Origin of the sequence: Sphingomonas sp. Leaf38 (genome assembly GCF_001421825.1) — a bacterium.
Taxonomy (GTDB): Bacteria; Pseudomonadota; Alphaproteobacteria; order Sphingomonadales; family Sphingomonadaceae; genus Sphingomonas.
The window spans coordinates 295,180-317,072 of record NZ_LMLD01000010.1; the positions used below are offsets into that span (position 1 = coordinate 295,180).

The 21,893-nt window shown below is 66.8% G+C and carries 21 protein-coding genes and 1 tRNA gene; 10 read left to right on the forward strand and 12 right to left on the reverse strand.

Annotated elements, in window-relative coordinates:
* Window positions 1-6 precede the first annotated feature (6 nt).
* The 3 genes from ASE88_RS06915 to ASE88_RS06925 are packed head-to-tail and all read left to right on the forward strand — an operon-like array spanning window position 7 to window position 3,603.
* A complete protein-coding gene (locus ASE88_RS06915) occupies window positions 7-1,212 on the forward strand; it encodes an acyl-CoA dehydrogenase family protein (protein WP_056476951.1) in 1,206 nt (401 codons plus the stop codon).
* Window positions 1,209-2,177: an NADPH:quinone oxidoreductase family protein gene (locus ASE88_RS06920; protein ID WP_056476953.1), complete on the forward strand. Its 969-nt coding sequence runs from the start codon at window positions 1,209-1,211 to the stop codon at window positions 2,175-2,177. The genes ASE88_RS06915 and ASE88_RS06920 overlap by 4 nt, the downstream gene beginning before the upstream one ends.
* 19 nt (window positions 2,178-2,196) lie before the next feature.
* The gene (locus ASE88_RS06925) at window positions 2,197-3,603 is read left to right on the forward strand and encodes a coniferyl aldehyde dehydrogenase (protein ID WP_414893511.1); all 1,407 of its coding nucleotides are present in this window, start codon (window positions 2,197-2,199) and stop codon (window positions 3,601-3,603) included.
* A gap of 3 nt (window positions 3,604-3,606) precedes the next feature.
* Here the strand turns inward: ASE88_RS06925 and ASE88_RS06930 are convergent, their stop codons facing one another.
* The 3 genes from ASE88_RS06930 to ASE88_RS06940 form a co-directional block, all read right to left on the reverse strand.
* Window positions 3,607-5,586 (reverse strand): hybrid sensor histidine kinase/response regulator, encoded by a 1,980-nt coding sequence (locus tag ASE88_RS06930; RefSeq protein WP_055879147.1) that lies wholly within the window; start codon window positions 5,584-5,586, stop codon window positions 3,607-3,609.
* A 1-nt stretch (window position 5,587) separates the two neighbouring features.
* The gene (locus ASE88_RS06935) at window positions 5,588-7,099 is read right to left on the reverse strand and encodes an ATPase domain-containing protein (protein ID WP_056477189.1); all 1,512 of its coding nucleotides are present in this window, start codon (window positions 7,097-7,099) and stop codon (window positions 5,588-5,590) included.
* Window positions 7,100-7,213: 114 nt separating this feature from the next.
* Window positions 7,214-8,326: a lactonase family protein gene (locus ASE88_RS06940; protein ID WP_056476960.1), complete on the reverse strand. Its 1,113-nt coding sequence runs from the start codon at window positions 8,324-8,326 to the stop codon at window positions 7,214-7,216.
* 439 nt (window positions 8,327-8,765) lie between these two features.
* Here ASE88_RS06940 and ASE88_RS06945 point away from each other — a divergent pair, with 439 nt between their 5' ends.
* Window positions 8,766-10,028 (forward strand): MFS transporter, encoded by a 1,263-nt coding sequence (locus tag ASE88_RS06945; RefSeq protein ID WP_268795099.1) that lies wholly within the window; start codon window positions 8,766-8,768, stop codon window positions 10,026-10,028.
* 92 nt (window positions 10,029-10,120) lie between these two features.
* The gene (locus ASE88_RS06950; protein ID WP_162233404.1) at window positions 10,121-11,032 is read left to right on the forward strand and encodes a helix-turn-helix domain-containing protein; all 912 of its coding nucleotides are present in this window, start codon (window positions 10,121-10,123) and stop codon (window positions 11,030-11,032) included.
* A 15-nt stretch (window positions 11,033-11,047) separates the two neighbouring features.
* Here the strand turns inward: ASE88_RS06950 and ASE88_RS06955 are convergent, their stop codons facing one another.
* The 7 genes from ASE88_RS06955 to radA form a co-directional block, all read right to left on the reverse strand.
* Window positions 11,048-11,374, reverse strand: coding sequence for a DUF423 domain-containing protein (locus ASE88_RS06955; protein WP_055879133.1), 327 nt, complete (start codon window positions 11,372-11,374; stop codon window positions 11,048-11,050).
* Window positions 11,371-13,131, reverse strand: a complete 1,761-nt coding sequence (locus tag ASE88_RS06960; RefSeq protein ID WP_056476963.1) for a cation:proton antiporter — start codon at window positions 13,129-13,131, stop codon at window positions 11,371-11,373. Before ASE88_RS06960 ends, ASE88_RS06955 begins: the two co-directional genes overlap by 4 nt.
* Window positions 13,131-13,562: an iron-sulfur cluster assembly scaffold protein gene (locus tag ASE88_RS06965; protein WP_055879126.1), complete on the reverse strand. Its 432-nt coding sequence runs from the start codon at window positions 13,560-13,562 to the stop codon at window positions 13,131-13,133. The genes ASE88_RS06960 and ASE88_RS06965 overlap by 1 nt, the downstream gene beginning before the upstream one ends.
* Entirely contained in the window at window positions 13,559-14,125 is a 567-nt protein-coding gene (locus ASE88_RS06970) for a CvpA family protein (RefSeq protein ID WP_056476966.1), read from the reverse strand. Before ASE88_RS06970 ends, ASE88_RS06965 begins: the two co-directional genes overlap by 4 nt.
* 95 nt (window positions 14,126-14,220) lie before the next feature.
* A complete protein-coding gene (locus ASE88_RS06975) occupies window positions 14,221-14,751 on the reverse strand; it encodes a YkgJ family cysteine cluster protein (protein WP_056477192.1) in 531 nt (176 codons plus the stop codon).
* Window positions 14,752-14,838: 87 nt separating this feature from the next.
* Window positions 14,839-15,159 carry a hypothetical protein gene (locus ASE88_RS06980; protein ID WP_056477195.1) on the reverse strand — a complete coding sequence of 107 codons (321 nt, stop codon included), beginning with the start codon at window positions 15,157-15,159 and terminating at the stop codon, window positions 14,839-14,841.
* Between the two features lie 195 nt (window positions 15,160-15,354).
* Window positions 15,355-16,725, reverse strand: a complete 1,371-nt coding sequence (gene radA / locus ASE88_RS06985; RefSeq protein WP_055879116.1) for a DNA repair protein RadA — start codon at window positions 16,723-16,725, stop codon at window positions 15,355-15,357.
* 103 nt (window positions 16,726-16,828) lie between these two features.
* Here radA and ASE88_RS06990 point away from each other — a divergent pair, with 103 nt between their 5' ends.
* Window positions 16,829-17,980 (forward strand): glycosyltransferase family 4 protein, encoded by a 1,152-nt coding sequence (locus ASE88_RS06990; RefSeq protein ID WP_056477198.1) that lies wholly within the window; start codon window positions 16,829-16,831, stop codon window positions 17,978-17,980.
* 116 nt (window positions 17,981-18,096) lie between these two features.
* On the opposite strand, the gene ASE88_RS06995 is transcribed toward ASE88_RS06990, so the two are convergent.
* Both ASE88_RS06995 and ASE88_RS07000 read right to left on the reverse strand, forming a co-directional pair.
* Window positions 18,097-18,399 carry a DUF2218 domain-containing protein gene (locus tag ASE88_RS06995; protein WP_056476969.1) on the reverse strand — a complete coding sequence of 101 codons (303 nt, stop codon included), beginning with the start codon at window positions 18,397-18,399 and terminating at the stop codon, window positions 18,097-18,099.
* Window positions 18,396-18,992 carry a PadR family transcriptional regulator gene (locus ASE88_RS07000; protein ID WP_056476972.1) on the reverse strand — a complete coding sequence of 199 codons (597 nt, stop codon included), beginning with the start codon at window positions 18,990-18,992 and terminating at the stop codon, window positions 18,396-18,398. The genes ASE88_RS06995 and ASE88_RS07000 overlap by 4 nt, the downstream gene beginning before the upstream one ends.
* Before the next feature lie 250 nt (window positions 18,993-19,242).
* Here ASE88_RS07000 and ASE88_RS07010 point away from each other — a divergent pair, with 250 nt between their 5' ends.
* The 4 genes from ASE88_RS07010 to ASE88_RS07025 all read left to right on the forward strand — a co-directional run bounded on the left by ASE88_RS07010 (window position 19,243) and on the right by ASE88_RS07025 (window position 21,867).
* Window positions 19,243-20,562 (forward strand): replication-associated recombination protein A, encoded by a 1,320-nt coding sequence (locus tag ASE88_RS07010; protein ID WP_056476980.1) that lies wholly within the window; start codon window positions 19,243-19,245, stop codon window positions 20,560-20,562.
* Window positions 20,559-20,900: an MmcQ/YjbR family DNA-binding protein gene (locus ASE88_RS07015; protein WP_056476982.1), complete on the forward strand. Its 342-nt coding sequence runs from the start codon at window positions 20,559-20,561 to the stop codon at window positions 20,898-20,900. The genes ASE88_RS07010 and ASE88_RS07015 overlap by 4 nt, the downstream gene beginning before the upstream one ends.
* On the forward strand, window positions 20,884-21,759 hold the full coding sequence (locus ASE88_RS07020) for a hypothetical protein (RefSeq protein WP_056476985.1): 876 nt from the start codon (window positions 20,884-20,886) through the stop codon (window positions 21,757-21,759). The genes ASE88_RS07015 and ASE88_RS07020 overlap by 17 nt, the downstream gene beginning before the upstream one ends.
* A 32-nt stretch (window positions 21,760-21,791) precedes the next feature.
* Window positions 21,792-21,867, forward strand: a tRNA-Thr gene (locus tag ASE88_RS07025).
* Window positions 21,868-21,893 lie beyond the last annotated feature (26 nt).

Here is a 21,893-nt window from a genome sequence, read left to right on the forward strand (position 1 = left end):
CAGACCATGGACTTCAAGGACAGCGACGACGAAGCCACCTACCGCGCCGAAGCCCGCGCGTGGCTCGACGCGAACATTGCCGAGCACGACGCCGGCCACTATCCCGACGACATGGCCAAGGCGAAGGCCTGGCAGGCGCGGAAAGCGGCGGGCGGCTATGCCTGCATCACCTGGCCGAGCGAATGGGGCGGCGGCGGCGGCACGCCGATCGAGAGCGTCATCTTCGGGCAGGAAGAGGCGCGCCACGCGGTCGACGGCAGCTATTTCACGATCGGGCTTGGCATGTGCGTGCCGACCGTGATGGCCTATGCCGACGATGCGACCAAGACGCGGTTCGTCGGCCCCGCGGTCCGCGGCGACGAGATTTGGTCGCAGCTCTTCTCCGAACCCGCCGGCGGCTCCGACGTCGCTGCGATCCGCACGCGCGCGGTGCGTGACGGCGACGACTGGGTGGTCAACGGCCAGAAGGTGTGGACCTCGGGCGCGCATTACAGCGATTACGGGATCGTCCTGGTCCGCACCAACCCGGACGTACCCAAGCATCAGGGCCTGACGATGTTCTGGCTCGACCTGAAGGCACCCGGAATCGAGATCTGGCCGATCCACCAGATGTCGGGCGGCTCGAACTTCAACGAGGTCTGGTTCACCGGCGTCCGCATCCCCGACGCGCAGCGGCTGGGCCCGATCGACGGCGGCTGGAAGGTCGCGCTGTTCACGCTGATGAACGAGCGTCTGGCGATCGGAACGGGCGGCGGCGTCGGCCCCGAAGACATCCTCGCCTTTGCCGCCCAGGCGAGCGGCGCGGACGGCCCGCTGCTCAAGGACGCCGCGTTCCGCCAGCAGCTCGCCGACTGGTGGGTCCAGTCCGAGGGCCTGCGCAACACGCGGATGCGGACGATCACCGCTCTGTCGAAGGGCCAGGTGCCCGGCCCCGAAAGCTCGATCGGCAAGATCGTCGCGGCCAACCAGCTGCAGGCGATCGGCAACACCGCGGTCGAGGCGGGCGATCAATACGGCATCATCGCCGACCCCGCGCTGACCCCGCTGAAGGGCGCGTTCCACGCCGCGACGATGTGGGCGCCCGGCCTGCGCATCGCCGGCGGCACCGACGAGATCCTCAAGAACATCATCGCCGAACGCGTCCTCGGCCTCCCCGGCGAAATCCGCGTCGACAAGGATCAGGCGTTCCGGGATCTGCCGGTCGGCGCGTGAAAGCGGTTCGCGTCTCGGCGCTGTCGTCTGACCTGTCGGGGGTGGCGCTCGACGACATCGCCGAGCCGACGCGGTCGCCCGGACAGTTGCTGGTGCGGATGCGCGCGGCGTCGCTCAACTATCCCGATCTGCTGATGACGCGAGGCGAGTATCAGCTCAAACCGCCGCTGCCGTTCGTGCCCGGGATGGAGGCCGCGGGTGAGGTGATCGAGGCGGATCCGACAAGCGGCTTCGCCTCCGGCGACCGGGTCGTTTGCGGAACCCGCCTCGACGCGTTCGCGGAGATCCTAGCCTGCGATGCGAGCGCTGCACGTGCCATCCCCGCCCGTCTCGACTATGCGCAGGCCGCGTCGATCGGCGTCGCCTACCTCACCGCCTATGTCGGGCTCGTCCGGCTCGGCGCGCTGGCGACCGACGACTGGGTGCTGGTTCACGGCGCGACGGGCGGGGTCGGGCTCGCGGCGGTCGATCTGGCGCAGTCGCTCGGCGCGCGCGTGATCGCCACGTCGCGCTCGCCGGAGAAGTTGCAGATCGTCGCGGACGCCTATTCGCCCGCCGCGACCCTGCCGGCACCCGGCTTTCGCGCTGCGGTACGTGATCTCACCGGCGGGGGCGCGGACATCGTGGTCGATCCCGTCGGCGGCGACGTCTTCGACGAATCGACCCGCTGCACCGCGTTCGGGGGAAGACTGCTGGTCGTCGGCTTCGCGTCGGGCCGGATCGCGACGCTGCCGACCAACATCGCGCTGATCAAGGGCTTCTCCGTGATTGGCGTCCGTGCCGGGGAATATGCACGCCGCTTTCCCCGGCTGGGTGCGGAAAACCTCGATTCGGTATGGGCGATGGCGGGAGAAGGTCGCCTTCGGCCCCGCGTCCATGCCATATACCGCCTTGCCGAATGGCGGGACGCATTCGCCGCGATGGCCGCCGCCACGCATGTCGGCAAGATCGTGCTCGTGCCTTGAAGGACCTCCAATGACCGATATGCACACCATCCTCGCCGCCCAGCGTGACGCGTTCATGGCCGAGATGCCCGTCACCCGCGCCGTCCGCCTCGATCGGCTGAAGCGCGCGGCGGCGATGGTGAAGGACAATGCTGCGCGGTTCTGCGACGCGGTGTCGGAGGATTTCGGGCATCGCAGTCGCGAACAGACGATGATGACCGATATCGGCGCATCGCTCGCGCCGATCGCGCACGCCGCCAAGCATCTCGACCGCTGGATGCAGCGCGACCGCCGACCGGTGCAGTTCCCGCTCGGGCTGCTCGGCGCGAAGGCGTGGGTCGAATATCAGCCCAAGGGCGTGGTCGGCATCATCGCGCCGTGGAATTTCCCCGTGAACCTGCTGATGGCGCCGCTCGCAGGCGTGCTCGCCGCGGGCAATCGCGCGATGGCCAAGACGAGCGAATACACGCCCACCACCGCCGCGCTTTTCGAAGAGATCGTCGGCCGCTATTTCGCGCCGGAGGAAGTCGCGATCGTCTCGGGCGGGCCGGACGTCGGCAAGGCGTTCTCCGCGCTGCCGTTCGATCATCTCATCTTCACCGGCGCGACCGCGATCGGCCGCCACATCCTCCACGCCGCCGCCGACAATCTGACGCCCGTTACGCTCGAACTCGGCGGCAAGTCGCCCGTGATACTCGGCGCATCGGCGGATATCACGCGCGCGACCGAACGCGTAACGCTCGGCAAGATGATGAACGCCGGGCAGATCTGCCTCGCGCCCGACTACATGCTCGTCCCCGCGGCGGACGAGGCGAAGGTAGTCGACAGCATAAAGGCGGCGGCCAGCGCGATGTATCCGACGTTGCTTGCCAATGCCGACTACACCTCGGTCGTGAACGATCGCCACCACCAGCGCCTCACCGACTGGATCGCAGACGCGCGTGCGAAGGGCGCGACGGTCGAGGTGGTGAACCCGGCGAACGAGGATTTCGCCAGCGCGAACTCGCGGAAGATGCCGCTGCACATCGTCCTTGACGCGACCGACGACATGATCGTGATGCAGGAGGAGATCTTCGGCCCCGTCCTGCCGATCCGTCGCTATGATGGGATCGACGACGCGATCGCACAGGTGAACCGCCGCGACCGGCCGCTCGGCCTGTATTATTTCGGCAGCGACGAGGGCGAACGCCGCCGCGTGCTCGATCGGACGATCTCGGGCGGGGTGACGCTCGACGACGTGGTCTTCCACGTCTCGATGGAAGACCTTCCCTTCGGCGGCAGCGGCCCGTCGGGGATGGGCGCCTATCACGGCATCGACGGCTTCCGAACCTTCAGCCACGCACGCGCGGTCTTCAAGCAATCGCGGCTCGACGTCGCTAAGCTCGCCGGGCTCAAGCCGCCCTATGGCGCGGCCGCGGCGAAGACGATCGCGCGGATGATGCGCTGAGGCCTAGTCGACCGCGCGCAGTTTCGGCCGGCCCGCGGGCGATTGCCGCAGCAGTTCGTCGACGCGCGCGGCCAGATCGATCTGGCGGAACGGCTTGGCGAGGCGGGTGATGTCGTCGGGGACGTCCTCGCCCGCCGCCGCGTAGCCGGTGACGAGCAACGCCGGCATCCGGTTGCCAGACGATCGCAATTCGCTGATCAATTGCCCCCCGGTCATGCCGGGCATCAGATAGTCGCTGACCAGGATATCGGCATCGACGCCCGATCGGATCGCCGACAGCGCCTGGCTCGCCGATGCCATCTCGACCACGACATAACCGATGTCGCGCAGCATGTCGGCGGTCGCGGCGCGTACCAGATCCTCGTCGTCGACCAGCAACACTTTCGCGCCGCGCCGCGCCTGGACCGGTTCCGATGCGGTCTCGACCGTGTCGACAGGCGCTTCTGCGGTCGCGGGAAGCCAGAGCTCGACCGCGGTCCCCGCCCCCGGCTCACTCGTCAGGCGAAGCGTGCCGCCCGACTGCGCGGCCAGCCCGTGGACCATCGACAGGCCCAGCCCAGTGCCCTTGCCGACGCCCTTGGTCGAGAAGAACGGCTCGGTCGCGCGTGCGAGCGTCGCGCGGTCCATGCCGATCCCGGTATCGGCCGAGGTCAGCCGAACATAGCTGCCCGCCGCAAGCCCCACGGTGTTGCGGTCGTCGACCACGGTTTCGCTGACCGACAGCGTTAGCCGCCCGCCCCCCGGCATCGCATCGCGCGCGTTGATCGCGAGATTGAGCAGCGCAAGTTCGAGCTGGTTGGGATCGACGCGCGCTGACGACAGGTGCCGCGGCACTTCGAGCACGACGGTGATCGACGGCCCGAGCGAACGGCGGATCAGGTCGACCAGCCCGTCGATCAACGCACCGATATCGACCGCGCGCGGCTGAAGAGCCTGCCGCCGCGCGAACGCCAGCAGGCGCTGCGTCAGCGTCGCCGCGCGTTCGGCCGCCTGGAGCGCGCCGCCGATCATCCGCTGCGTCCGCTCGTCGTCCTTGTGCCGCCGCCGCATCAGATCGAGGCTGCCGACGATCGGGGTCAGCAGATTGTTGAAGTCATGCGCGACGCCACCGGTCAGCTGGCCGATCGCATCCATCTTCTGCGCCTGCGCGAGCTGCGCATCGGCTTCCTTGCGATCGGTGACGTCGGAAACCACGCCGGTCATCCGCACCGCATTACCGGCATCGTCGTAGCGCACGCGGCCCTTGGCGACGATCCAGCGCTGCACCCCGTCCGCCGCATCGATGCTGCATTCCAGATCGAGCGTTCCCGAGCGCAACGCATCGTCGAACGCCTGCTTCACCGCGGACCGCTGCTTGGGATCGACATGTTTGAGGAAGGTGTCGACGTTCCAATGGGCAAGGCCTGCCGGATAGCCGAAGATCTCGTCATGCCGCTGCGTCCGGCGCGCTTCTCCGGTCAGCAGGTCTATATCCCAGCTGCCCATCCCGGCCGCCTCGAGCGCGATCTCGAGACTTTCGCGCGCCGATCGCAGTTCGGCGGTACGATCCTCGACCGCGCGCTCGAGCGTCACCGCGACGTCGCGCAGTTCATATTGCCGGCCGCGCGCGGTCAGCGCGGAACGGATTGCGCCGAGCATCGCTTCGGCATGCAGCGGCCGTTCGAGCAGCACGACGTTGCCGAGCTCGCGCAGCCGCTCGGTCGCGCGCAACGTCCGCGGTGTCTTGGTCCCGTTGGCGAGTACGACGAACGGGATGTCCGCCCATTTCGGTTGCGCCGCGACCCACTCCGCCAGCCGCGCGGGATCGCCGGTCGTCAGCGCTTCCTCGGTCAGCAATACCACGCCCGCCGCATCGTCAAGCGCCGCAAGCAACGCCGCCTGATCATCGCAGATCGTCGCGACGATGCCGTCGCGAGCGAGCAGATCCGCTGCGATCACGGCGTCCCGTCCGCGCGGTGCCAGGATGAGGACGCGGTTTTCCATGCTAGCGCTGCGTGTCCGCGAGTCCGATCCGACTTCCCATAAGCGTCTCCCCTTCACCGGAATAGGTCGGGACGCCGGTCAATACGCCCTGGAAATGTCGCAGGGGTTCGCCGACGTGAAGCCCGCTGCTACCGATCTGAAACTCCCGGATCGTCCGTTCGTGCCGTGCGGTCCGGGTCTTGATCACGGAAATCGCCTGACGGACCTCCCCCTGCGCCTCGAAATACCGCAGCTGGACGATCGTATCGGACAGATAGCTTAGGTCGACATCCGAACGAATGTCGCCGGTGATGCCGTGCAATCCGAGGATCAGCAGGCTGACGATCCCCTTCTGGCCTAGATAGGTCAGCATTTCGTGCATCTGCAGAATAAGGAACTGCTCGTTCGGCATCGCCTGGAGATACGCGTTCAAGCTGTCGATCACGACCACCTTGGCACGATGAACCTCGACGGCCGCACGCACCGCCCCCGAAAATTCGCCAGGCGACATCTCGGCAGGATCGATCGCACGCAGTTCGAGCTGACCGCTGTCGACGAACGGCGCCAGATCCATGCCCAGCGCAGCGCTCCGCTTGAGCAAGGTCGGCAGGCGTTCGTCGAACAGGAAATACGCAGCGCGGTCGCCCCGTTTGAGCGCGGCGATCATGCTCTGGACCGAAGCCGTGGTCTTGCCGACGCCCGCGGGCCCGGTCAGTAACGTCGCGGTGCCGGGAATAAGTCCGCCACCCAGCAACGCATCGAGTTCGCTCGACCCGGTCGACATCGCCTCATCCGAATAGGGTTCGCCGTGTTCGGACGCGACCAGACGCGGGTAGACGCAAAGTCCCCCGCGCTCGATCTCGAAGTCGTGATAGCCACCGCGGTAGCGGACACCGCGCATCTTGACGACGTGCAGCCGACGGCGTTGCGCGCCGAACCCCGACAGCGTCTGTTCGAGCGAGATCACGCCGTGCGCAATGCTGTGGAGTTGCAGGTCGCCGCTGCTGCCGCTCTTGTCATCGAGGAACAGGACGGTGCACGCACGCGTCGAGAAGAAATGCTTGAGCGCGAGAATCTGGCGGCGATACCGCACCGGGCTCTGTGCGAGCAGGCGGAGTTCGGACAGACTGTCGATCACGACGCGCGCCGGGTGGATCTCGTCGACTTTCGCCATCACGTCGCGAATCGTCTCGCCGAGTTCGACTTCGCTCGGATGCAGCAACGTCTGCTCGTGATCCTCGCCCAGACCATCGGCGGGCACCATCTCGAACAACGTCAGCGGATCGAGCGACCAGCCGTGCGTTCGCGCGACGGCGCGCAATTCGACCTCGGTCTCGGCCAGGGTGATATACAAACCGACCTCGCCGACCGCGGCACCCGCGAGCAGGAACCCCAGCCCCAACGTAGTCTTGCCGGTGCCCGGCGTGCCCTCCACCAGATACATCCGGTCGGGGGTCAGCCCGCCGTTGAGAATGTCGTCGAGCCCTGCGATGCCCGTCCGGGCAAGCGCCGGTAACTGTTCGTCGTGTGGCAACGGGTATCCTTCCCCAAGGCCGGCATCTGCAGCGTCGCGTGCCAAGCTATGACGAATATAGGATATTACGACACAAACCGCAAAACAGGCGGCTCACGCGGGGAACGTGCCCGGTCAGCCGAACTGCCCCAGGAACACGATTCCAGGTACCCCGAGCACCTCGCCCGTCGCGGTCAGACGACCGTCGGTCGCGACGCGGAACACCGTCAGCGTCCCCGACCGCTCGTTGCCGACCACCAGCCGCTGATCAGCGTCGAGCAACAGGAACATGCGCGGCCAATGCCCGCCAGTCGCAACATGCTGGAGCAGGGTCGGCGCGCCGGCAGCGTCGAGCGCGAAGACCGCGATGCTGTCGTCGCCGCGATTGGATACGTAGAGCCGCCGCCCGGCGCGATCGATCGCGATATGCGCAGCCTGCGACGCGCCGGTGTGCCCGGCGGGCAAGGTCGAGACGGCGTGACGCGTGTCGAAACCGCCGTCTGCGCGCGCGTCGAGCGCCATCACCGCATTGGCGAGTTCGCAGACGACATAGGCGATCGGCAGCCGTGGATGCCGCACGATATGGCGCGGACCGGCACCTGCGGGGGCCTGCCAAGCGACTGTCGGGGACTGCAACGTTCGCGCGCGCGGATCGAAGCGATAGGCGAAGATCGCGTCGGCCCCGAGATCGACCGCATGGAGCCAGCGTCGATCGGGACTGAACCCGACCCAGTGCGCATGCGGCGCCTCCTGCCGGCTGTGGTCGGGACCGCTCCCGCTGTGACGGAACAGCGTCGGCGCGCCGGGCAGGCCGGTACGCGGATCGAGCCGGTAGAATGCGATGCTGCCACTCGAATAGTTTGCCGCGACCAGGCAGGCGGACGCCCGATCGAGCGCGAGATGGCAGGGATCGGCGCCCCCCGTCGACACCGCCCCACGCTGAGCCAAGCCGGGGGCATAGACAGAGACATCGCCCTGCGTCCGTTCGCGGACCAGATAGCATGTACCGCTGGGGCCACCGCCGATCCCGAACGACGCATCTTCGATGCCGGTGATCGGCGTCCCGACCCGCCAGCGCGATCCATCATAGGCGATCGGATACATGCCCTTGCCGCCTTCGCGCGCGTACGTACCCGCGACCAGACGCACGCCCGAACGGCTCGCAGCGCCCGCAGCAGGCAGGGCGAGCGTCGCGCCTACCGCCCCCATCGCGCCCAGCACTCCGCGTCGCGTCGTTCCGTCGTTCATGCTCGTTCCCTCACCTATCCGGCCCCCTCATGCGGCACGGCGCCGGTAGAGGAAAGGATCACGGCATTTTGCGACGAAACAGCTTTCGCAGGCCCCGGCGCACCACGCTGCCCCCCGGTCGAAGGAGGACGTGTCCAAGGCAGCGGCAGAACTACCCCCGCATTCGCCACCGCCACGCCTCAGATTGATCGAAACCCGACGTTATTCTCCGCAACAGATCGTTTGCGGATCAAGCCTCATCGATTTCTCTTATCCCACACCCTGCGGGATCCCCCGATCCGGCCGGCGTGATGCCAATTATAATTGCCGGACGATGCGAATTTCCCCGTCAACGCGACCACGTGTCTTCGTGCCACCGGTTGACCATCGCAACCTTCGAAGCCACATCGACTAGGATATTGGAACTTTCGTACGCCTGGAGGCGAGTGTCATCAGGCCTGTGATCGTCGTTCTTGCTGTCCTCCATTGTCTGGCATTCATCGACCGAACAATGATCGGTGGCGCATTGCCGTTGATGCGCCTGAACATCGCGATGAGCGATGCGCAGGCCGGATGGATCATCGGTACCGCCTTCGCGCTCCCGTACGGTGTGACTGCGCTTGCGCTGGCGGCGATACTGCGCGGGCGGCGGGCGTCGCTCTGGTGGCTGGTCGCCGGGCTCGTCCTGTGGACCGCGGCAAGCCTCGCGACCGGGACGGCGCACAGCATCGGTGCATTGACGCTGGCGCGCGCGGCGCTTGGCGTGGGCCAGGCGATGTTCGTTCCGGTCGCGATTTCCTGGCTCATCGACGATACGAGCCCAAAGGATCGCGCACGCGCGCTCTCGTTGTTCACCAGCGGATCGACAATCGGGCGGAGCGTTGCGTTATTGACGGTCGGTGCACTGCTATCCGTCCTTGCCATGGTCGCACGCGGCGGTGACGGTGCATCGGGCAACGGCAGCACGGATTGGCGATGGCTGTACGCGATCACCGCGTTGCCGAATTTGCTCACCCTGCCGTTTCTCGTGCGGGTCGGACTCCGCCCCCCCCGATCGGAAAGCGCGACCGGGACGATCTCCGACATGCCGCCTTGCTCGGAGGCGGTACAAATCGACTGGGTCACGCTCGCGCTCTTCTTTGCAGTTGCGATCATGCCTGTCCTGGTGATCCAGGCGATAGGCGGGTGGCTGCCGAGCCTCTTCGTCCGCGATCGCGGACTCACCCCCGCGCATGCGGCGATGCTGCTCGGCGCGGTCACGCTGGTTGCCGCACCGGCCGGGCAGATCACCGGTGGCTGGCTGATGACACGGTACACCGCGTGGCACGATCGCATCCCGGTGATCGTGTTGGCTGGGCTCGCCGCGACGTTGCTGCCGCTCGCCGCAGTAATCTGGGCACCGGGACTGGGAGGCGCGATCGCCGGCGTCGCGATTGCCAATATCTCGCTAGGGATCGCCTCGTTCGCTGGATTGTTTGGTGTTCAGATGCTCACTCCTCAATCTCATCGTGTCACCGTCAATGCCGTGTTCCTCGCACTCGTCACGCTCATCGGCGTCGGCGTTGGGCCCTTGCTGACCGGCGTGCTGGCGACATCACATGCCGGCGCGATCGAAGACACATCGCTCGGCGTCGCCCTGTTCCTCACCGCCGCGATCGCATGCGGGCTCTGCGCGATCGCGGTCGGCGGCGTGGATCGCCGCTATCGGCTTGCCCTGCGCTGATGTCAGGCACGGAATCACCAGAACGAGTCAGTTTCGACAGCGAGGCGATACCCCCGGACGCGCGCATCGAGCGCTACAGGGCGCTGTACGCGATGGGCGCCGACATCACGCAGATCGGACCATTCCCGCGCGCGACGTTCGAAGCCTGGCGACTGGATCGGGCATTGCTCTACGATCGGCACCTCAACGACATCGGTCACGGTCGCGGCGAACTGCGCGCTGGCCGTGACGGCTTTACGCACTGGACGGTGACGTTGCTGATCGACGGCTTGCTTCAGGTCGATCTCGGCGACGGCATACGCGACCTGAAGCCTGGCGAGATCATCCTGGTGGATGTCTCCCGCACGGGGCGCAACATGATGCGCGACGCCCACATCGCGACGCTGGCAATCGCGCAGGACCGGATCGAAGAGACCATCGGGCCGCTCTCGGGATTCCACGGCCTGGTGCTCGATGCCGACGATTGCCGGCTCTATGCCGATTTCGTCCGGTCGCTACTGACCAACCTGCCGACGATGAAGACGTCGTCATTGCCCGGGGCGACATCGGCGCTGTGCACGCTGCTCAAGGTCGCGCTGGAGTCGCATGGCCTGCGCGATCCGGTCGTCGACGCAAGCCGCGACGGCAGGCGGCTGGGCCAGTTCCGCATACTCGTCGACGGTCGGCTGGGGGACCCCGGTTTCGATGCCGAAACGGCGATCGCAGAAAGCGGCGTGTCGCGTGCGACGCTCTACCGTCTGTTGCGGCCGCACCAGGGGCTTGCCGCCTTCATCCAGACGCGACGGCTCGAACAGATCCGGCGGGCGCTGTCCAATCCGGCGGAACAGCGGCCATTCGCGGAAATCGCGATCGATGCCGGGTTTCTCACCGAAAGCCATGCGAGCCGCGCGTTCCTGGCGCGCTATGGCCTGCGTCCCGGCGGCTATCGTGCAGCGGTCGCGACCGCCGTCGCAGAGGTCGATCCGATCGAACAGATCCGGCTCTGGCAACAGGAACTGCGCTGAGCGGCTCGCGCGGGATTAGCTGCGCGCGCTCCATGCCAGCCACAACCAGCCGGCGATCAACAGCGCCCCGCCGATCGGCGTAATCGCGCCGAACCAGCGCGGCGCCCCCAACGCCATCGCGTACAGCGTCAGCGCAAAGATCGCAGCGCCGACCACGAACAGCCATGCGGGCCCCCGCGCCTCCATCCGGATCGCGACCAGCGCCGCGACCACGTGCACCAGCTGATACTGTGCGCCGGTCTTGAGCCATTCGGCCGCGGCGCCGCTTGCGCCGTGCGCGCCGAACGCCCCCGCCGCGACCGCGATCGCGCCGGAAAACGCCGCAAGAATGGCGATGATCATTGGCCGTCTGTCCCCCAGGGAAAACGTCTGGCGGTTTCGGCGCGCGCCGCGCGCATATCGCCCGAGTCGATCTGAAGCTGCAATCGCTCCTTATCGCGCGACCGGTATTTCTCCTCGGCACGGTCGATGTCGGCGGGCGCGATATCGAGCCCGCGCATCGCCAGCCGCGCCATCTTCACCGCGGATTCGAGCACTTCGCGGACGACCGCATTCGCCGAGCTGTTCTTCAGCTTGACCAGCGCGCGGCGATCATAGGCGCGGACATAGATCGCGGCGTCGGGGAACGCCTCGTGCACACCCTCGATCGTCGCAGGATCGAGCTGGTCGCCGTCGATGCAGAAGCAGATGATCTCCGCTTCCGCCGCGCCTGCCTGGCGCAGCAGGTCGAGCCGCGTGCCGTCGCCATAATAGACCTTCGCGCCGAATTCGCCGGCGATGTCGATCATCTCGATGTCGGTGTCGATCAGCGTCACCGGGATGTCCTGCGCAAGCAGCATCTGGCCGACCGTCTGGCCGAACCGCCCATAGCCGACGATGATCGCATTGGCGCCGTCGGTCTTTGGCCCATCGCGCTCCTGGTCCTTGGCAACGGGCTCGGTCCGGAAGCGCCGCGTGATCCCCATCAGGAACGGCGTGGTCGCCATCGACAGCGTGATGATCGCACCGAACAGGCTCGCCGCCTGCGGCTCGATCAGCAGCCCGGCCTGCGCCTGCGCGAACAGCACGAACCCGAACTCGCCGCCCTGGCTGAGCAGCAGGCCGAGCGCGAACGCCTGTCGCCACGTCATCTTGAACGCCATGCCGATCAGCATGATGACGCTGGTCTTGGTCGCGATCAGCGCCGCCGCCATCGCCAGCACGAACAGTGGTCGCTCGGCGATCGCATTCAAATCCAGCACCATGCCGACGGCGAGGAAGAACAGGCCGAGCAGGATCGAGCGGAACGGCTCGACATCGGCCTCAAGCTCATGCCGATACGGGCTGTCCGCGAGCATCACGCCGGCGATGAACGCGCCGAGCGCCGTCGACAGGCCGAGCCATTCCATGATCGCCGCGCTGGCGATGACCGTGAACAGGCCCGCGAACACGAACATCTCGCGCTCGCCGAGATTGCCGATCAGGCGGAAGAACGGGCGCAACAGGAACCGTCCGGCAATAACCAGTCCGACCACCGCCAGCACGGTATAGACCGCGAGCAGCCAGCCCGGCGGCGCGTTGGCATCGGCCGGGTTCCGGCTCATCGCCGCAACGATCGTGATGAGCGGCACGATCGAAAGGTCCTGGAACAGCAGGATCGAGAACGCGCGCTCACCGAACGGGGTGCGCATCCGGCCCGACGAGCGGAGCATCGGCAACACCTGCGCGGTCGACGACAGCGCGAGCGGGAGGCCGAGCGCGAGCGCCGCGGGCAGCGAGAACTTTGCACCGATCCAGACGATCGCCGTGATCGCAAGCCCACAGATCGCCACCTGCAACAGGCCGAGCCCGAAGATTTCCTCCTTCATCCGCCACAATCGTGTCGGATTGAGCTCGAGCCCGACGATGAACAGCAGCAACGTGATACCGAGTTCGGCGAACCCAAGCTTCGATTCCGCATCGCCGACCAGCCCGAGCACATGCGGTCCGACGACCGCGCCCGCAACCAGATAGCCCAGCGTCGCGCCGAGCCCAAGCCGCCGGAACAACAGCACGAACATCAGCCCGAACCCGAGCAGCACGACGCCGTCCCGCAGCAACGACGGCGAAGCCTCGGCCATCAGACCTTCGCCTTTACAGCGGTGTCGGCAGCCTCGGCCGCGGCTTCGAACGCGAGCCGGATCGAAGCGTGGCGCGCGGTATAGTCGAGCGCGGGGCTGAAGATATCCATACCCGGCCAACCGGGCGCATCGCCCTCGCGCGCAAGCCATGCCGTCACCGCGTCGCGCGCGGCGGCGAGTTCGGCCGGCGTGCGCCCGAGAATATTGGCGGCGAGCAGGGAGGACGACGCCTGCCCCAGTGCGCAGGCGCGAACCAACAGACCGACCGCGCTGACTTTGCCTTCGCCGTCGACCGTTACGTCGATCGTCACGCGACTACCACAGATCGGCGAGCGTTTTTCGACGGTCGCCATAGGCTCGGGAAGGCGTTCGTGATGCGGGATCGTCGCGGCAAGGCGAAGGATCTCGGCATTGTAGAGTGGCGCGCTCATGACTTGGGTTCGCTTGCGTTGTCGGAGTGAGAGGGCGGCGTCCGTGCGCCGAAGACCGGCTGACCGCGGCGGCGGCGGTCGACGAAATCGGCGATCCCCGCGCTGGTTGCGTTGAGCAGCGGATAGGTGCGCGACCGCGTCATCCATTCGGGCCGCCGCGAAGGGCCGCCGCTCATCGTATCGATGACGAGCGTCGCGAGCAGGAAGACAAGGCTGGCGAGAATCAGGCCTTTGAGCGCACCGAACCCGAAGCCGAGCGCGCGGTCGACGGGGCCGAGGATCGACGTCCGCGTTCGCGCGCCGATCGCCTTCGCGACAAGCCGCCCGCCGATATAAGTCACGCCGGTGATGATCGCGAACGCGAGCACCGCGGCGCCACCGACCGTGCCGATCATCGGCGACAGCGCGGCGGCGAGCGGGATGTGGAACAGCTTCAGCATCGCGACCATCGCCACCCACGCGAACATCGACAGCACTTCGGTGACGAACCCGCGGATCAACCCTAGCACCGCGGAGCCGGCGACGGCGAGCAGGACGACGATGTCTAGGGCGGTAAGGTTCATGGCCTCTGGAATAGGGACGCGCGGCGCGAACCGCTAGTGTGCGCTGCACGCTACCCGCGCAGACTCGGCGTTCCGCCGACCGCGCACACCAGACCCTATCGGCGCGAACCGAACGCGGCGTAGCGTTCGCGCCACGCCGCGACCTCGTCTTGCAAGGACGCGGGCGCCGTCTCTCCCGACAGAACGAAGCGGGCGACGTCGTTGTCGGGATGCATCAGCATTTTCTGCGCCCCGTCGCTGAACCAGACCGGGACCAGCTGGTCGCACACGCTGTCCAATACGGCCGCCGCCATGCCATTCGCGATCGCGTCGCTGCCGGCGAGCATGCGAACATGGATCGAGACGGCTTCGAGGCAATTCTGCGGTGCGCTGACGAAATTGAGCGACACGAGCAAGCCGGACCGATCGGGTCGGGCGTCGTCCGGAAGGCGCGCAATCCTTCGCCACGCGCAAAACCACGTCCGGCAGATGCGCGGGCGGACCGCGTGGATACCGCACCCCCGATCACAGAGGTGGATGCACGGCGTCCCCGCGGGCTTGGCGAACTCTGGTGTGTCCACCGTCAATTCGGTGCAGCACGCGGTGCAATCGCCACACGCGCGATCGGCCACGAGCGGCCCCAGCAGCGCCGTTTCAAGATCGGCGTCGGTCTGTCTCGGGAGACGCGGCGCCTCTGCCGGGGTCGGTGTCGCGGTCTCACGCCGATCCACGGCTCAATTGCCCTCGGCGTCCACCGTGAAGACCATCGGCTTGCCGCGCGACCTCGGCTCCCATCCCGCGAGCAATGCAGCTCGTACGCCGCGCGAGATCGTCGCATCGTCGATCTGCAGCCGCCCGCGCGGCAACCCTTTCAAGAGCCGCTTGGGCGCGGGGAACTCGAGTAGGGCTTCGCGTTTGGCATCGTCCTGCAACAGCGAGATCGTCATGCCCTTCCAACCATCGGCATCCGTACACTGCGGCTCGCGCTGCAGGTGCCAGTCGTATCTGGTACCGTCGACCTCGACGGTACCGGTATTGCTTCGCGTGTTCGCCATGCCGGCGCCATAGCATAGCTGGCGCGAGAGACCATGCATTGGGCGCGCGACGCTTGGCCGGGCGTGCATGCGACGATGCCGTTGTGCACGGTTCGATCGACGCGTGTTCGACCGGAGAACGTCACGGAGGTGTCCGTCTTCGGGTATGGGAACGACCATTTCGTGATGGCGCGGTACGTCGCCTTGGAACGGCGCCTATCCCCGCCCCATCATGTGATCGACGAACGCTGCGAGCGTCTTGAAGCCCGAGAGGTTCATCCCGCTTTTCTCGCCCGTCATCGAAGCCGGTACAAGCGCGCGCTCGAACCCGAGCTTGCTCGCCTCCTTCAGCCGCAACGGACCATGCGCGACCGGGCGGATCTCACCCGACAGCGCGACCTCGCCGAACGCCACCGCGTCGACCGGGACCGGGCGTTCCGACATCGCCGATATGAGCGCGGCCGCCACTGCGAGGTCTGCCGCCGGATCCTGCACGCGGTAGCCGCCGGCGATGTTGAGATAGACCTCGGCGTTGGAGAAACTCAGACCGCAGCGCGCTTCCAGCACCGCGAGGATCATCGCGAGACGGCCTGAATCCCAGCCGACGACTGCACGCCGCGGCGTCGCCCCCGATGCCAGCCGCACGGTAAGCGCCTGGATCTCGACGAGCACCGGCCTTGTCCCCTCGAGCGCCGGGAACACCGTCGCGCCGGTCATAGCGTCGTCGCGGTGCGTCAGGAACAGCGACGACGGATTGCCGACCTCCGCCAACCCCTCGGTCTGCATCGAAAAGACACCGATCTCGTCGGTCCCGCCGAAGCGGTTCTTGATCGCGCGCAGGATGCGGTATTGGTGGCTGCGCTCGCCTTCGAATGACAGCACCGTGTCGACCATGTGCTCCAACACGCGGGGCCCTGCGATTGAGCCGTCCTTCGTCACATGCCCGACCAGCACCACCGCCGTCCCACGCTCCTTGGCGAACCGGATCAGCTCCTGCGCAGACGCACGGACCTGACTGACGGTGCCCGGCGCCCCCTCGATCAGATCGGAGTGCATCGTCTGGATCGAATCGATCACGAGCATAGCGGGCGGCCGCGTCTGCAACGTCGTCAGGATGTCACGCGTCGACGTCGCCGCCGCCAGTTGCACCGGTGCATTGCCGAGCCCGAGCCGTCGCGCGCGCAGACGGACCTGGTCGGCCGCCTCTTCGCCCGACACATACGCGACCGACTGCCCGGCCAGGGCCATCTTGGCCGCCGCCTGCAACAGCAGCGTCGACTTGCCGATGCCGGGATCGCCGCCGATCAGCGTCGCCGATCCCTCGACGAAACCGCCGCCCAGCGCGCGGTCGAGTTCGGCGATACCGGTCGCCATCCGGTCGGGCAGCTTGATCTCGGCATCGAGCCCGACGAGCTGGATCGCGCGGCCGCCGGTCTGCAGATTGTGCTTGGAATGGAACGGCGTGGCAGCGGTGTTCGCCTCCTCGACCAGCGTGTTCCATTCGTTGCAATCGGCGCATTGCCCCGCCCAGCGGTGCGACACCGATCCGCAGGCCTGACACACGTAACGCTTCTGGGGTTTCGCCATGCAACCGATGTACGAGAACGATACGGGAACATCAATGGGCGGCGCGCGCGGCAAGTTGCGGATTTAGTGGCGCTTGACCGCGCACGGCGTTATCCGCGCGATGATGCACGCCACCGACCTGCGCATCGCCCTGTTCAGCGGCAACTATAATTACGTTCGCGACGGCGCGAACCAGGCGTTGAATTTGCTCGTCGGCCATCTGTTGTCGAAGGGCGTAACAGTGCGTGTCTATTCCCCGACCAACGCCAAGCCGGCGTTTCCGCCGACGGGTGATCTGGTCGCGGTGCCGTCGCTACCGCTTCCCGCAGGACGTGGCGAATACAAGATGGCGCGCGGGCTGCCCGCGGCGATCCGCCGTGATCTCGAGGCGTTCGCGCCGAACATCATCCACGTCTCGGCACCCGATTTCCTCGGCCATCGCGCGATCAGCTATGGTCGCCGCGGCGGCATCGCGACAGTCGCGTCGCTGCACACCCGGTTCGAGACGTATTTCCGCTATTACAAGATGGCGTTCTTCGAGCCCGTCATGGTGAAGATCCTGACGCGCTTCTACAACCGCGTCGACGAAGTGCTGGTGCCGGGGCGCGGCATGGCCGAGATCGTCCGCGATTGGGGCGTGACGACGCCGACCGCGATCTGGTCTCGCGGCGTGAACCACGATCGCTTCACGCCGACGCGTCGTGACCTGGCGTGGCGGCGCGCGCGCGGCATCGCCGACGGCGAGGTCGCGGTCGGGTTTCTCGGGCGGTTGGTAAAGGAAAAGGGGCTCGACGTCTTCGCCGACGTGATCCGGTCGCTGGAGCAGCGCGGCATGCCGCACAAGGTGCTGGTGATCGGCGAGGGTCCGGCGCGCGACTGGTTCGCCGAGCGCGTGCCGGAGGCGGTGTTCGCGGGGTTCCAGTCGGGTGACGATCTCGGCCGTGCGGTCGCGTCGATGGACGTGTTCTTCAACCCGAGCGTGACCGAGACGTTCGGCAATGTGACGCTCGAAGCGATGGCAGCGGGTGTTCCCGTCGTAGCTGCGCGCGCGTCGGGCGCGGTCGGGTTGATCGATGACGGCGTGACGGGGTTCCTGGTGCCGCCCACGGATATCTCGGGTTATGCGGATGCGATCGGGCGGATCGTATCGGAGCCAGGCCTGCGCGAGACGATGGGTTGGGCCGGACACGACAAGGCCGCCGGGTATCTTTGGGACACGATCAACCAGACGGTGCTGGACACATATCTCGAGGTGATGGCACGGCGGGGCAGCTAGTACGGGCTGCGCGTCGTCCTCCATGGCTCGGTCCAGCATGACGGCGCGACGGACGCCGGCACCCGTAACGCCGGGTCCCGGCTTTCGTCGGATGACGAAGTCGCGACGAGACGCTCTCAGACAGTCGACCAATCGAACGTCAGCGGCGCCTCGCGAAAGGCGAACCGGTCGAGGTGGCTTGACACGACCCCGCGCATCCGCTCGACGTCCTCGCCTTCCGGCACGGTCAGCGCGACGTCGAGCGTTTCGCTGTCCGCACGCATCTCCAGCAGCGCGCCGTTCGGAAAGGCGATGCGGCCCTCCTCCTCGGAAGAGCTGACCTCCATCTTGTGGCTCCAATGCTTGGCCAACTGCTGGAGGTACTTGCTGGCCGAATGGGTCGGTACCCGCGCGACCGAGACCTTTGGTGCGGCGCTCACTTCAAGCGCTCGATCTTCTGCGCCGCCTCGTCGAGCAATGCCGCGACCTCATGCAGCGTGTCCTCGTTGACGTCCTCGCGCATCAGCCTGTGCTGGAGCACCTGGCGCAGATTGCCCATCGCCCGCCGGATCGGCGCGCCATCGGTCCGCTCCGACTCCGCACCCACGGCTGCAAGCCGCGCGAACAGGCCATCCACGACGGCCATGTTTTCCGTCAGGATCGCCTGCCCCTCAGCGGTCACCGCAAAGCGCTTCTTCGCGCCTTCCGATTTCTGCTCCTCGATAAGACCCATGTCGTCGAGCGTGCTCAGCGTCGGGTATACGACCCCCGGACTAGGCGCATAGGCGCCGCCAGACCGTCCCTCGACTTCGCGGATCAGATCATAGCCATGACGCGGTGAGTCAGCGATCAGCTTGAGCAGGACAAGCTTCATCTCGCCGCCGTCGAACAGTCGCCGACCCCGACCGCGCGGACCACCGCCGCGCTTCCACGTCATATGCTCGTCGCCGTGATCGCGAGGGCCATGACCGTGGCCGTGGTCGCCGGCTCGTGGACCACCCGTCCATGCTCCATATCCCATACCAAACCGCATTTGACTGTTCTCCGATATATCTTTTCTCATGAGATAAGATATATCTTGGACTTTTCCTGGTTCAAGGGGAGGGTTGAGAAAGCTCTGCGTTTCTCGTCCGTCACTCCTGGGAGGCAGGACCCCAGCCCCTTGGACAGCGCGACCACGCAGGGCCACCAGCCGGTATCGATCCCCACCTCCGCGCGGACGGCGTGCGTCTGACAAGCGGTGCTGGATGGGCAAACCAGCCCCACGCCCCTATCTTCCGCTCATGGCCGACCTCTTTGCGGGCTTCGAACCCGCCGCTCCTACCGAACTGCATCCCGAGAACGCGCCGCTCGCCGATCGCCTGCGCCCGCGCACGCTCGCCCAAGTGGTCGGGCAGGATCACATCACCGGTGCCGAAGGCGCGATTGGCCGGATGGTGTCGGCGGGACGACTGTCGTCGATCATCCTGTGGGGCCCGCCCGGCACCGGCAAGACGACGATCGCGCGGTTGCTCGCGGACGCCGTCGACCTGCGGTTCGTCGCGATCTCGGCGGTGTTCTCCGGCGTCGCGGATCTCAAGAAATCCTTCGCCGAGGCGCGAGAGCATGCCAAGATCGGCAAACGTACCTTGTTGTTCGTGGACGAGATCCACCGCTTCAACCGCGCGCAGCAGGACGGCTTCCTGCCGTATGTGGAGGACGGCACGGTAACGCTGGTCGGCGCCACGACCGAGAACCCCTCGTTCGAACTCAATGCCGCGTTGCTCAGCCGGGCGCAGGTGCTAATCCTCGAACGGCTCGGCCGTGGCGCGCTCGAACAACTTCTCGAGCGCGCAGAAGCGGAGATGGAGCGCCCCCTTCCCCTGACCCCGCCCGCCATGGGCGCCCTGATCGCCAGCGCCGATGGCGATGGCCGCTTCCTGCTCAATCAGGCGGAGACGTTGTTCTCGGTAAACCTGCCTGAACCGCTCGATCCCGCCGGGCTGTCGAATTTCCTGCAACGCCGCGTCGCGGTGTACGACAAGGATCGCGAGGGGCATTACAACCTCATCTCCGCGCTCCACAAATCGATCCGTGGCTCAGACCCGCAGGCGGCCCTTTATTATCTGGCGCGGATGCTCACCGCCGGCGAGGAGCCGCTGTTCCTGCTCCGTCGCCTGACCCGTGCCGCGGTCGAGGATATCGGTCTCGCCGACCCGCAGGCGCTGGTCCAGTGCATCGCCGCCAAGGACACCTACGACTTGCTCGGCAGCCCCGAGGGCGAGCTCGCGATCGCGCAGGCCTGCGTCTACCTCGCTACCGCGCCCAAATCGAACGCAGTCTACAAGGCGCAGAAGGCGGCGTGGAAATCGGCGCGCGAGACCGGTTCGCTGATGCCCCCCGCCGCGATCCGCAACGCCCCGACCAAGCTCATGCGCGATATCGGTTACGGCAAGGGCTACGCGTACGACCATGATGCGGAGGATGCGTTCTCGGGCTCGGATTACTGGCCTGACGAGATGGGACCGCAGACATTCTATACGCCGACCGAACGCGGCTTCGAGAAGCGCCTGTCGGAACGCCTGGCGTATTGGGACAGCTTGCGCGCGACAAAACGATCATGAACGATTGGCAGGCCGTCGCCAGCTACGCGCTGTCGCTCCCTGATACCGAACCATCGACCTGCTACGGCCAGCCCGCGATCAAGACGCGCGGCAAAATGTTCGTCAGCGCCGGGCACGTCGACGGCAGCTTCCACGTCCGCAGCCCGCACGAGGAAAAGGCCGTCTTGATCGCGACCGATCCCGACATTTTCTGGCAGACACCGCATTACGAGACATGGCCCGGATTGCTGGTTCGGTATGGCGCGAGCGATACGACGCGGGTCGCCTGCGTGATCGCCCGTGCATGGTGGGATCAGGCATCGACTAGGCAGCGCAAGGCTTATGGCGATCGCCCCTGACCGCTTCGGCCATTTCGCCGCGATCGACTGGTCTGGCGCGGTGGGTCCTCGCCAGTCGGGGATTGCCGTCGCGATCTGCACGCAGGGATCCGCAGCGCCGACGCTGATCACGGTCGAGGGCGGGTGGTCGCGCGCCGCCGCGCGCGACTGGCTCGCGGACACGATGCCGCGGGATACGCTGGTCGGGCTCGATCTCGGGCCGTCGCTCCCCTTCGTCGATCGCGGTGAGTTCTTCCCCGGCTGGTCGGACAGCCCGGCGGATGCGCGATCGCTCTGGGCGCTCGTCGAGCGGATCTGTGCCGACGATCCGCACCTCGGCGCAAGCAGCTTCGTCGATCACGACGAGGTCGCACGGCATCTGCGGCGCCACGGTGGTCGCAAGGGCGAATTCTTTGACGGCCGCGGCCGGCTCCGCGTGACCGAGGAGGCACAGCGACGCCAAGGGTTGAGCCCGACCAGCAACCTGAACCTCGTCGGCGCGGCGCAGGTCGGCAAATCGAGTCTGACCGGAATGCGCGTGCTGCACCGCCTCGCCGATCGCATACCCGTCTGGCCGTTCGACCCGCTCCCGCCGCACGGCCCGACAATCGTCGAGATATACACCACGATCGCGGCGCGCGCCGCCGGTATGCGCAAGGGGCTCAGCAAGATCCGCGACGGCGCGTCGCTCGATACAGCGCTGGCGGCACTCGGCAGCGCGCCGCATGTTCCTCTTGCCCGCTACGACGATCACGCCACCGACGCGATCCTGACCGCCGCATGGCTACGCAGCAACGCCTATCGCCCCGAATTGTGGAGCCCGACCGCGATGACACCGCATATCGCGCAAACCGAGGGCTGGACCTTCGGCGTGTCTTGAAGCATGGGGCGATTACGCCTGACGCGCACCGGGCCGGTTTAGCTCAGTTGGTAGAGCGCCAGTTTTGTAAACTGGATGTCGCGGGTTCGATTCCTGCAACCGGCACCACCTCAGGCCCTTATGCGACAGGCGCG

Bases quoted from the DNA above. Each gene is read 5' to 3' on its own strand.
- ASE88_RS06950 (WP_162233404.1), top strand. From the start codon at position 10,121: ATGGGCGCCGACATCACGCAGATCGGACCATTCCCGCGCGCGACGTTC.
- radA (WP_055879116.1), bottom strand. From the start codon at position 16,725: ATGGCGAAACCCCAGAAGCGTTACGTGTGTCAGGCCTGCGGATCGGTG.
- ASE88_RS06940 (WP_056476960.1), bottom strand. From the start codon at position 8,326: ATGAACGACGGAACGACGCGACGCGGAGTGCTGGGCGCGATGGGGGCG.
- ASE88_RS06965 (WP_055879126.1), bottom strand. From the start codon at position 13,562: ATGAGCGCGCCACTCTACAATGCCGAGATCCTTCGCCTTGCCGCGACG.
- ASE88_RS06915 (WP_056476951.1), top strand. From the start codon at position 7: ATGGACTTCAAGGACAGCGACGACGAAGCCACCTACCGCGCCGAAGCC.
- ASE88_RS07000 (WP_056476972.1), bottom strand. From the start codon at position 18,992: ATGCGGTTTGGTATGGGATATGGAGCATGGACGGGTGGTCCACGAGCC.
- ASE88_RS06955 (WP_055879133.1), bottom strand. From the start codon at position 11,374: ATGATCATCGCCATTCTTGCGGCGTTTTCCGGCGCGATCGCGGTCGCG.
- ASE88_RS06980 (WP_056477195.1), bottom strand. From the start codon at position 15,159: ATGGCGAACACGCGAAGCAATACCGGTACCGTCGAGGTCGACGGTACC.
- ASE88_RS07010 (WP_056476980.1), top strand. From the start codon at position 19,243: ATGGCCGACCTCTTTGCGGGCTTCGAACCCGCCGCTCCTACCGAACTG.
- ASE88_RS07015 (WP_056476982.1), top strand. From the start codon at position 20,559: ATGAACGATTGGCAGGCCGTCGCCAGCTACGCGCTGTCGCTCCCTGAT.
- ASE88_RS07020 (WP_056476985.1), top strand. From the start codon at position 20,884: ATGGCGATCGCCCCTGACCGCTTCGGCCATTTCGCCGCGATCGACTGG.
- ASE88_RS06930 (WP_055879147.1), bottom strand. From the start codon at position 5,586: ATGGAAAACCGCGTCCTCATCCTGGCACCGCGCGGACGGGACGCCGTG.
- ASE88_RS06960 (WP_056476963.1), bottom strand. From the start codon at position 13,131: ATGGCCGAGGCTTCGCCGTCGTTGCTGCGGGACGGCGTCGTGCTGCTC.
- ASE88_RS06990 (WP_056477198.1), top strand. From the start codon at position 16,829: ATGCACGCCACCGACCTGCGCATCGCCCTGTTCAGCGGCAACTATAAT.
- ASE88_RS06925 (WP_414893511.1), top strand. From the start codon at position 2,197: ATGCACACCATCCTCGCCGCCCAGCGTGACGCGTTCATGGCCGAGATG.
- ASE88_RS06970 (WP_056476966.1), bottom strand. From the start codon at position 14,125: ATGAACCTTACCGCCCTAGACATCGTCGTCCTGCTCGCCGTCGCCGGC.